Raw genomic sequence first — 10,127 nt, forward strand, 5'->3', positions numbered from 1 at the left:
TAAATATGAAAACAATTCTGTTTAACAATGAAGTGAAAACTTGAATCAGATGAGGGAAAATCTGATCCTTAGTTGAACGAGCCCAGAGACGCAGCTGCTCGCAACGTACTCTTTGAGAAAAGCAGATGTCCCAAATTCTTCGATTTGGTGACAGTAGCTTTCACGAAGTGCGAGGAAGTATTAGAAACGGGTGGCCATCGAATAAAAAGATGGAGGTGAAGTTATGATTTTAGATCCTAAATATATAGTTATATCTCCAAAACAACCATATTTTGTGATGGCTACTTCACGTTATTATAAAGCAGTAGTAATGAATTATGGAATTTCTCATTTTTATTGTTTTCAGAGAGATGGTACAACAGAAAATCCTATTGTTGCAGTGCCAGATGGATGTTTTGATATTTTGTTTTTCTGTGATGAAAAGGAGCCTTGTGCATATGTGTGTGGAACAGTTCTTCATCCTAAGTCAACGCTTAATACTAAAAACAAGTGTTTCTTTGGAGTACGATTTTTACCTGGAAGTTCATTTAAATTTAAAAATGTTACTATGTCCGATCTTGTGGAACAGGAAATCCCATTTTTAGAGATTATTGAAGATAAAGATTTGTTTGAACAAATTACTTCTAGTAAAGATTTTAATTATCAGATACAAATATTTATGGATAAATATTTAAAGTTTTACAACTATTCTGAGGCAACAAGCAAACATAAAGATTTAAGGAAGTTCATAATGAGAAATATAATGGAAACAGCGGGGCAGATTAGAGTTAAAGAGCTTGCAGATGTAACAGGATATTCAGTTCGATATATAAATAAGATGTTTTCAGAGCAGTTTGGTTTATCACCAAAAGTATTTTGTAAATTGATGAGATTTCAATATCTTCTGAACAACTTAAATGATTGTAAAAAAGAGATATTCCATACTAATCTTACAGAGCTTGCTATGGAATTGGGTTATTATGATCAATCTCACATGATTAAGGATTTTTACGAGTTTACTAATACAACACCAGGCAAATATATACACTCTTTGCAAGAAACAGAATATAAAAAACGACTAATTATTATATGATTTGAATAAAAGTAAAGGTGCAAAGGCGTACTAAATCTATATGTATATAGAGATTAGTACGCTTTAGTTGAGTTTATACTACTTATATTAAATGTTTGAAGATAAAAGAATTCCTTTAATGAGTTTTAAAGATAATTTATAGTTTATCATTAGTTAGTTCCGTTTTTTACAATATGATTAAAAAATATAAGAGTATATTGATAATATAGTAAAAAATAACTATGAAAATTATTCATTTGTTAAAAACAAATCGAAAAAATAAGGAGGAATAAAAAATTGGATATTAATTTAAATTCAGAGTCTTTTGGTTACAAGCAAGAATTGAAAAAGGCGTTAACATTGAAGGATTTAGTAATATTTGGAATAGTATTTATGGGGCCAGTATCTGTTATGACACTATTTGGTATAATGCATGTCTCATCACGAGGACACTCTGTTTTAGCTTACGCGATTGCTTTTGTAGCTATGCTTTTTACGGCATATAGTTATGGTGAAATGGTAACAGCATTTCCCATAGCGGGGTCTACTTATAGTTATACTCAAAGAGCGATTCATCCTAAACTTGGATTCTTATCAGGATGGGTAATGATATTAGACTATGTTCTAATTCCTATGTTGTTGTACTTGATTAGTTCAAGTTTTGCTAATGCAATAATTCCACAAATACCTATATGGGCATGGATACTAATTTATTCTATACCTATTACAATAATAAACTTAATTGGGGTGGAAGTTGCAGCTAAGGCGAATTCTGTTATGACAGTTATTATGTTTGCTGCTATCATAGCTTTTGTAGTTTTAGCATTAAAATATATAATTACTGGCAATGTAAGCACTGGAATTTCTATAGCTACAATATATAACAAAGATACATTTTCATTTAAAGGTTTAGTAAGTGGTTCTGCAATAGCGGTTGTATCCTATTTGGGGTTTGATGCTATAACAACACTATCTGAGGAAGCTAATGTAGGAGGCAAAAAAATAGGATTAGCAATTATGTTAGCTTGTCTTATTCAAACATTTATTTATGTTATAGTTGCATTTTTAGGTACAACCATAATTCCAGATTATACTAAAGTGGCTAATCCAGATACAGCTTTCTTTGATATAGCTTCAAAAGTTGGAGGGAATTTTTTGCAAATATTTATATCTATTGCAATTATGATTGCTGGGGTAGGAACATCATTAGCAGGACAATCGGCTGCGAGTCGTTTATTGTATGGAATGGGTAGAGATAAGGTTATTCCTGAAAAAATATTTGCATATCTACATCCTAAATTTAAGACACCTTTTAGCAGCATATTAGTTATGTCTATAATAGGCACTGTTGGAGCGCTGTTTCTAAATGTAACAACAGTATCAGAGTTAACTGCTTTCGGAGGATTATTTGGATTTACATGTGTAAATTTATCAGTTATAGTTTATTATTATTTTAAAAACAAAAGTGGAAAAATAATAAGACATTTGATTGTGCCATTAATTGGAATGTGTGTTTGTATCTATATATTATTAGGACTTTCTAGTATTGCCAAAATTGTAGGATTTACATGGATGGGATTAGGCATAGTATACCTTATTGTAAGATGCGGTATATCAGAAGAATTTAAGCAAAATATTTCAAGTGTTACTTTTAAGAAAGCATCTTAAGTATATGAAATTTAAAATTTAGTAGAATCAATTTTATGTTCTTTAGCATATCTGGACTCTATAAAGATGACATATAGGTGTCATCTTTTTCGTTGTACAATACTTAAGAAAGGATGTGTTACAATGAAAAAAGAAGTACTTGTGTTTATTTTTGATGGATATGCAGATTGGCGGTGATGCTTGGAAAGAACATAAAATAGGGAAATTATGTTGTATTTGAATGTTAAACCTGTAGAAAAAATTGATGAATGGTATAAATTTAATAAGCTGGGATTTTATCAACAGTTGTGATTTTAATAAAACGTTATGACAATGTATATTTTGAAAATTAAATAATACAGTGTGAAGAAGTAAATGACTTGTACTTATTGGAAACATAATTGGCTTTTATTTGTAAAAGTTATGATATAATTATTATTAGTAAATATTTTTATAATTAAAGGGGACTTATTTTGAAAGAAGGAAATGAAAATAATTATAGGCTTTGTTATGAAAATTTGTGTGAAGAATTTGTCAAATATGATCCTGAAGAAGTGGCTATAAGAAGCGGAGCTCACTATGATTTTGAAAAAAAACAATTTGAATTAACTTATTTTAATAAAAAATATCTAATTTCCTATCCGAAAGGAACTATTGTATTGGAGGAGGATAAAAATAAGGATATATCTACGGATGAAAATAGAGTACGGCTAATCCATAAGATGCTAATTTTGAGTTATTTATATCGAGCTACTAATAGCGGACTTACAAATAAGTGGGTACCATTTAGAGAATTAGAGGGAGTTGGGCACACTTATCATTATTTTGCAAAAATTGGTATAGATAAATTGGTTCAGTTTTTTGGGCATAGAGGTGAGCTTTTTTTAGAAGCTGGTCTTAAACTAGGTGGAAAAAAAGTTGATGTTGGAGATGTAGGTATAGAAATAAAGGTGCTTCCCAATGTCCCTATGGTTTTTGGCTTGTGGCTAGCAGACGATGAACTTTCAGCTGATGCTACTATTCTTTATGATTGTTCCGCAGTTAAAGAACTACATGTGGAAGATTTAGGTGGATTATGCTCTTTGGCTGTTAATGAAATAATTGCGGTTTCTGAATCAATTTAAAACATTTTATGCTATACACAGATGATATTCTTATTCAATGTCACAACTAAAAAGACAAACAATTTGCAAAACACTGCATTATTCAAAGTTGAATTATGTGGTGTTTTTGCTTCGCAATGTAATCAATTATACATATATACTAGAACCACGATACATGTATATATTGAAATTTATACGACGTAACTATTGAAGCTGAAGAGGGAAAAATTGTTCTTTGAGAATTGAATAATGTGGTGTTAAACAATAAATTTCTTATATTAATTTTAATGAATTAAGTTGAAAATAATGATATAATTACCAATAAATAAAAGAAAATATGGGGGTATAATTATGTCTAGTATGGTGCGGGTGGTTATTATTAATCTAATAATTATTTTAACTTTATTAGGTATTGGAATTTATGGATTTGTATTGTTTGTAAAACTTGCTAACAGAGGGATTAAAGCACTTGATATTTACATAGATGAAAAGACAAATAAGCCTTAACCTGTTAATCAATAGTAAAATAATACGAATTAAATAGGGGGGAATAGAGTGAGAAAACTTGATAAAGTAAATTGTCCGAAATGTGGACGGGAAATGGATAAAGGATATGTTTATTCGCCTGAACAAATATTGTGGACTAAAAGTGCTAAAAAAACGATGTTTGAATTTGATTATGAGAATTTGGTTGGTCCCTCAACTTTTAAATTTAAGAAATTATCAGCCTATAGATGTGAAGATTGCAAAATTGCTATATTTGAATATGATAATCCTATTTAAGAAATTCGTATTCTTCTTATTTAATGGCTCAACTACAAAAAAGCGAATAATTTACTGGAGCACCGCATTATTCATTTTGAATTTTGGGGTGTTTTTAGTTACTTTTTCAAAAATTACATTTTAATATTTATATATAAAGATAAAACGATAAATAAGTATTGCCAAGAACATGTGCAAGTATCTTAAAGTGAGGATACTTGTACATATTGAAAATATTGTGACATGACTTTTTAAATTAGAAATGAGAACGATGGTCTTTGAAAATGGAATAATGCAGTGTTAAAAATTCCTATGCTTTCTATAAAGCAATGAAAGTATATAGATTTTATGGTATAATTTTCATATTGGTTAAATCGTAGTTGTAAAATATTATGGACTAATTATAATAGGGAGTTGTTATTTTGAAAATCAACGAAAAAATATATTCATTAGTAAATAAAATATCAATCATTGGTATTCTTATTATTATAGGTCTGCACTTTTTGAAGATTGGAAATGTTAGTTTTTATATATTATTTTTATTTTTCGGACTGCAACAAATTTTTGATGGACTAAATAAAATTGAGTTGACACAGCAAAAAGATTCAAAAGAACATAACAAAATAAGCAAGAAAGGTGTTTTTGATGTGATTTGTGGGTTGGCTTTTATGATTGTTGTAATTATTGGGATTATTAGAAAAACTTTATGGTAAGGGGTTTTTATATTATTCTTATTTAACGAAACAATTGAAAAGGCAAACAATTTATAAGAACACTGCATTATTCAAAGTTGAATTCTGCAGTATTTTTGAGTCGCATTTCAAAGAACATGTACAAGTGCCTTAAAGTTAGTATACCTGTACATGTTGAAAAATTTGTGACGTAACTATTTAAATTGAAAATACGAACGGTGTTCTTTTATAAATGAATAATGTGGTGTTAAAAAGTAGAATTGTTTTACAATTATTGAGTAGATAATCATCTTTTATCAAGCAAATTATGATATAATTACCATTAACAAAGTCAAAATATTAAAATAGGACTAACTAATGGAGGAGTATAAATGGAGAAGGAAAAGATGAATTCAGCAATGCCATGTATATTAAATCGTAGAAGTGTCCGAGCATATACTTCAGAAGAAGTGAGTAAAGATGCTATCATACAAATGTTAACTGCAGCTAATTGGGCTCCATCTGGTAATAATATGCAACCATAGAGATTCTCCGTAGTAATGAATAATAAGGAACTAATAAAAAAAGTAGCTTCTCTTACTGTATACCATAATTGGGTAGAGACGGCCCCTTGTTTAATAGCAGTTTTTCTAGATACTAAAGCTCTAGACGATAAGGTTCCAAGTATTTATTTGAAACATGCTCAATCAATTGGAGCTGCAATACAAAATATGCTACTTGCTGCTCATGGACTAGGATTAGGTACTTGTTGGATTGGAGAAATATTAAAAAATGAAGATAAAGTACGAGAATTATTGGCAATTTCAGATGAATTACAGTTGATGGCCGTTATATCTGTTGGATACTCAAGTAGAAGTAATCTAAAATCTAATAGAAGAGACATTTCTGAAGATATTATAAGTTGGTTATAAAGTTAAGCATTTACTCTTTTCTAAAGTGAAATATGTATACCTATTTTGAAAAAGCAATAATAGTTAGAATACAATATTCTTATTTATGGTAACAACTGAAAAAACTAATAATTTACTCAAAAACTGCATTATTCAAATTTGAATTTTGCAGTTTTTTTCGTCGCACTACCAAGATTATATGTAATAGATATATAAACATAAAATATTCTTCTTGAAGTGAAAATAGATTAAGGAACTGAATGACCTTTTTAATCTATTTAGCTCGGTTAAACATCTAAAAAAATAACTCTATCAAAATTAATCATATCTTTATCATCTAATAGTCTTGCCTACAGCGTCTTGACAAGCTGTGTTTTCTTAAAATTATTATGTTATAGCATTCCAAATATGCTATAATTTTTATGTGTCTAAGTTAAAATTATAAATTTATGTGAAACAAAATTTCATGTATATTAAAAATATATACATTTTATTTATTGGAGGAATAGAAATGCAAATAGGTTTTTTTGATTCTGGTATCGGTGGAATTACTGTATTACATGATGCAGTAAGAATGATGCCTAATGAGGATTATATATATTACGCAGATACATTAAATGTTCCATATGGACCAAGATCGAAAGAGGAAGTAAAAAAACTTGTTTTTAGTGCTATGGACTTTATTGTTCAGCAAGAAGTTAAGGCGATAGTTATTGCTTGTAATACAGCTACAAGCGCAGCAATTGAAGATTTAAGAATTAAATATAGTATTCCAATCATAGGTATGGAACCTGCAGTAAAGCCTGCTGTCGAAAAAAATAAAAATATAAATAAACGAATCTTGGTAACAGCTACTGCGTTCACTTTAAAGGAAGAAAAACTACAAAATCTTATTACTAAATTAGATAATGAACATATTGTTGATTTATTACCTCTTCCGGGACTAGTTCAATTTTCGGAAAGATTTGAGTTTAATGAACAAATAGTATTACCTTATCTTAAGGAGCAGTTGTTTAAGTATGATTTAAGTAATTACGAAGCTATTGTTTTAGGTTGTACTCATTTTTCATTTTATAAAGATATGTTTAGAAAGTTACTTCCATCACAGGTTAATATACTTGATGGAAACATTGGCACTGTAAAGAATCTAAGAAGGATTTTGAAAGAAATGAATTCTTTAAATGAAGGTAGTGGTAATATTGTTTTCTATAACTCAGGATTCAAGGTTGAGGATAAAGTTGAATTAGATAAATACAAAAAACTATTTCAAAGACTTGATATTATTAATGAGTGAAGTTAATTTTAGTAATTCTAATAGTAAAACTGAATATATTTTTTATTAAAATAAAAATAGGAAACTATAACTATCATAGCTTCCTATTTTTAAAAAATTTATTTACTAAGAATTAATTTTGATTTTTCTATTACATCATTTTGCTTTTCTAAAGATGGTATTATATCTGGAGTGATTTTTAGTCCTTCGCCATACATTTTAATTGCAAAACTAATAGGGCATGACTCACCTTCGCCGCAGACTAAGCAAGGTATTGAGCCTCTTGCTATTATAATTTCTATATCTGTAATACCATGATATGTTTCAAAGAAGGTCTTGAGATTTGTAATAGCTACATTTTCGTGTTCTCCGCCTGAAACAATTATCAATATTACTTTTTTTAGATTTAGTTTTAAACCTTTATGTCTTAAAGAAAACCATCTTTCTAAAAAGTTATGAGTTAAAGCATTGATACCGAAAGCAGCGCCATAATATGTAGGAATTCCAAGAACCAATATTTCAGCCTCCTTTACTTTGCTTTCAACTGAGTTCCAATCATCTTGAATAATACAATGATTATTCTTTACACAATTGAAGCATCCTTCGCATGGGCCAATACTCAATTCTCTTAAGGAAATAAATTCAGTATTTGTATATTTACTATTTTCTAATACAGTTTTAACTAAAGTGTCAACTTTACTTTTACCTGTAGGGTCGCCACTAATACCTAAGACTCTCATCTTAATCAACCTCCATAAATATTTTATTTTAGAATAGAATTATATACATTATAGCTTATTTTTTCATTAAAATATGTAAAGTACTTTACATATTTTAATGAAAAAATACTAAAATTTGAAAGTTATATATATTATAAAAATAGAAACTTGTTTGAATTAACAGAAAATATTTAATATAATATTAATTGGACATAAATCCTTGTAAACTGAAATAATAATAGCTAGGTGGTGTCAATGTGAAAAAAAAAATTAAATGTATGAAAGATTTAGATTTGTTTCAACCACTAGATGATATTGAGAAACAAAAAATTGTTAAGCTTGCCCATAGTAGAGAGTTTTCAAAAGGAGAAATAATTTTTAATGAAGGAGAGCCTGCGGATGCAATATACCTTCTTAGGTCAGGTAAAATATTACTTTTCAAAATTTCTAGTGAAGGAAAAGAGATTTCATTAGATATATTAAATGAAGGTGATATATTAGGAGAAAATACAATTTTTGATGATATAGAGCATACATTTAGTGCTAGAGCATTAGAGGAGACTTTTATTTGTAGTTGTCAGAAAGTTGATTTTCCAAAGCTTCTTAGTAATCCTGAAATTTCTATTAAACTAATTAAATCGCTAACAAATAAACTAAATACATATACTGATTCAATGGCTAATATAGCTCTTTATAATGTGAAAAATAGAATTATGAATACTCTTATTCGGCTAAGTAAAAGATATGGAGTTGAAACTCCTAGTGGAATACAATTGGAAATACTATTAAGTCATGAAGATATAGCTCATCTTGTTAATGCATCAAGAGTAATGGTAACAAATATGATAAAAGAATTAAAAAATGAAGGAAAAATTATTATTGTAAATAGACATTATGTTATAAAAGAAGAGTATAAAATTAATGTACTCACAAAAAAATTGAAAACAGTTAATAACGAATAATTTACCTAAACACTGCATTATTCAAAGTTGAATAATGTAGTGTTAAAAGTTGGAAAGTTACAATTTCCTCAATCAGTAACTAAGTTAAAAACATTTGGTATCCTTAAAAATTTAGGTATCAAAATACCAGTAGAGCTTGAAACAAAGATAGACGAATCAGAGAAGCTAAAATATATTATAACATTGATTGAAACTTGGAATACTAATGAATGCAACTGACTTTGGATAATTAATAAAACTTGAGAGTCAGTTACACTCACTTTTTACTTTACTTTTACTATTTCAAAGTTTTCAGAGTTATCCATGTATAGACCATATATTTTAATTTCCTCACCATTGATGTGTTGGGTATTTATTAGTTTAACATTTACAGCTTTATCATTTGTAATAGATTTTAAGTCACTATCACTAATGAGTCCGTTGGTTCTATCCATATTACTTAATACATTAAAAACTTGATCTGATAATGAAACTTTGGCATCTCCAATTCCGACATAGTCCTTCATAAGTTAATTACTCCTTTCAATTTTAGTACCTTATATATTTTCTTCTAGTATGAAAAATTCATACTAGATTTTAGGAATATGGAAAACATTTTTTAAAATTAAGAGAATTTAGTTCTCCAAAAAGTTTTGAATCTAATAATATACAGAAGTATTTTGTTGATGGGAATATCATCAAATTTATAACGCTGGAAGAATTCATTATTTTGAAAACATTACAATGAAATCCATAAATCCTAAACCAGTATAAGTGTTTCAAAAAAATGGTCAAGTTCTGAGTATGCAGTGCTTGCTTCTGGTGAAGATTTCCCTGATGCCTTATCTCTCTGGATCAGCATTAGCAGAACTATCGAGTAGTCCTATTATTCTTAGAAAGTATGGCTGATAGGCAAGATATTATTAGTGAGTTAGTTACTTTGAAAGCAGATGTGAAAATGAAATGGATTATTGGTGGAGAAGCTGTCATTCCTTCATTTGTAGTATATAAAGTATTTAAATAGTTTATATAAAGCAATTACAAAAGAG

The 10,127-nt window shown here is 28.5% G+C and carries 12 protein-coding genes and 1 pseudogene; 11 read left to right on the forward strand and 2 right to left on the reverse strand.

What is annotated here, in order from left to right:
• Nucleotides 1-223 precede the first annotated feature (223 nt).
• The 8 genes and pseudogenes from I6U48_RS23895 to murI all read left to right on the forward strand — a co-directional run bounded on the left by I6U48_RS23895 (nt 224) and on the right by murI (nt 7,439).
• On the forward strand, nt 224-1,072 hold the full coding sequence (locus tag I6U48_RS23895) for a helix-turn-helix domain-containing protein (protein WP_218322992.1): 849 nt from the start codon (nt 224-226) through the stop codon (nt 1,070-1,072).
• Between the two features lie 276 nt (nt 1,073-1,348).
• Nucleotides 1,349-2,719, forward strand: a complete 1,371-nt coding sequence (locus tag I6U48_RS23900; protein ID WP_218322993.1) for an APC family permease — start codon at nt 1,349-1,351, stop codon at nt 2,717-2,719.
• Between the two features lie 452 nt (nt 2,720-3,171).
• Nucleotides 3,172-3,822, forward strand: coding sequence for a DUF3786 domain-containing protein (locus tag I6U48_RS23905; RefSeq protein WP_218322994.1), 651 nt, complete (start codon nt 3,172-3,174; stop codon nt 3,820-3,822).
• A 330-nt stretch (nt 3,823-4,152) separates the two neighbouring features.
• Entirely contained in the window at nt 4,153-4,308 is a 156-nt protein-coding gene (locus I6U48_RS23910) for a hypothetical protein (RefSeq protein WP_218322995.1), read from the forward strand.
• A gap of 48 nt (nt 4,309-4,356) precedes the next feature.
• Nucleotides 4,357-4,584 carry a PF20097 family protein gene (locus I6U48_RS23915; RefSeq protein ID WP_218322996.1) on the forward strand — a complete coding sequence of 76 codons (228 nt, stop codon included), beginning with the start codon at nt 4,357-4,359 and terminating at the stop codon, nt 4,582-4,584.
• 401 nt (nt 4,585-4,985) lie between these two features.
• Nucleotides 4,986-5,276 carry a hypothetical protein gene (locus tag I6U48_RS23920; RefSeq protein ID WP_218322997.1) on the forward strand — a complete coding sequence of 97 codons (291 nt, stop codon included), beginning with the start codon at nt 4,986-4,988 and terminating at the stop codon, nt 5,274-5,276.
• A 377-nt stretch (nt 5,277-5,653) separates the two neighbouring features.
• A pseudogene (locus I6U48_RS23930) lies at nt 5,654-6,166 on the forward strand (nitroreductase family protein).
• A gap of 490 nt (nt 6,167-6,656) precedes the next feature.
• The gene (gene murI / locus I6U48_RS23935; RefSeq protein WP_218323000.1) at nt 6,657-7,439 is read left to right on the forward strand and encodes a glutamate racemase; all 783 of its coding nucleotides are present in this window, start codon (nt 6,657-6,659) and stop codon (nt 7,437-7,439) included.
• Between the two features lie 98 nt (nt 7,440-7,537).
• Here the strand turns inward: murI and I6U48_RS23940 are convergent, their stop codons facing one another.
• Nucleotides 7,538-8,158, reverse strand: a complete 621-nt coding sequence (locus tag I6U48_RS23940; RefSeq protein ID WP_218323001.1) for a flavodoxin family protein — start codon at nt 8,156-8,158, stop codon at nt 7,538-7,540.
• 236 nt (nt 8,159-8,394) lie between these two features.
• Here I6U48_RS23940 and I6U48_RS23945 point away from each other — a divergent pair, with 236 nt between their 5' ends.
• Together I6U48_RS23945 and I6U48_RS23950 are read left to right on the forward strand one after the other, a co-directional pair.
• On the forward strand, nt 8,395-9,099 hold the full coding sequence (locus I6U48_RS23945; RefSeq protein WP_218323002.1) for a Crp/Fnr family transcriptional regulator: 705 nt from the start codon (nt 8,395-8,397) through the stop codon (nt 9,097-9,099).
• 27 nt (nt 9,100-9,126) lie between these two features.
• Entirely contained in the window at nt 9,127-9,318 is a 192-nt protein-coding gene (locus I6U48_RS23950) for a hypothetical protein (RefSeq protein ID WP_218323003.1), read from the forward strand.
• 44 nt (nt 9,319-9,362) lie between these two features.
• On the opposite strand, the gene I6U48_RS23955 is transcribed toward I6U48_RS23950, so the two are convergent.
• A complete protein-coding gene (locus I6U48_RS23955; protein WP_218323004.1) occupies nt 9,363-9,605 on the reverse strand; it encodes a hypothetical protein in 243 nt (80 codons plus the stop codon).
• A gap of 374 nt (nt 9,606-9,979) precedes the next feature.
• Between I6U48_RS23955 and I6U48_RS30195 the strand changes: the two genes are divergently transcribed.
• Nucleotides 9,980-10,102 (forward strand): hypothetical protein, encoded by a 123-nt coding sequence (locus tag I6U48_RS30195; protein ID WP_281421848.1) that lies wholly within the window; start codon nt 9,980-9,982, stop codon nt 10,100-10,102.
• Nucleotides 10,103-10,127 lie beyond the last annotated feature (25 nt).

This window comes from Clostridium thailandense (assembly GCF_019207025.1).
Taxonomy (GTDB): domain Bacteria; phylum Bacillota; class Clostridia; order Clostridiales; family Clostridiaceae; genus Clostridium_AM; species Clostridium_AM thailandense.

Bases quoted from the DNA above. Each gene is read 5' to 3' on its own strand.
- I6U48_RS23955 (WP_218323004.1), bottom strand. From the start codon at position 9,605: ATGAAGGACTATGTCGGAATTGGAGATGCCAAAGTTTCATTATCAGAT.
- I6U48_RS23910 (WP_218322995.1), top strand. From the start codon at position 4,153: ATGTCTAGTATGGTGCGGGTGGTTATTATTAATCTAATAATTATTTTA.
- I6U48_RS30195 (WP_281421848.1), top strand. From the start codon at position 9,980: ATGGCTGATAGGCAAGATATTATTAGTGAGTTAGTTACTTTGAAAGCA.
- I6U48_RS23895 (WP_218322992.1), top strand. From the start codon at position 224: ATGATTTTAGATCCTAAATATATAGTTATATCTCCAAAACAACCATAT.
- I6U48_RS23940 (WP_218323001.1), bottom strand. From the start codon at position 8,158: ATGAGAGTCTTAGGTATTAGTGGCGACCCTACAGGTAAAAGTAAAGTT.
- murI (WP_218323000.1), top strand. From the start codon at position 6,657: ATGCAAATAGGTTTTTTTGATTCTGGTATCGGTGGAATTACTGTATTA.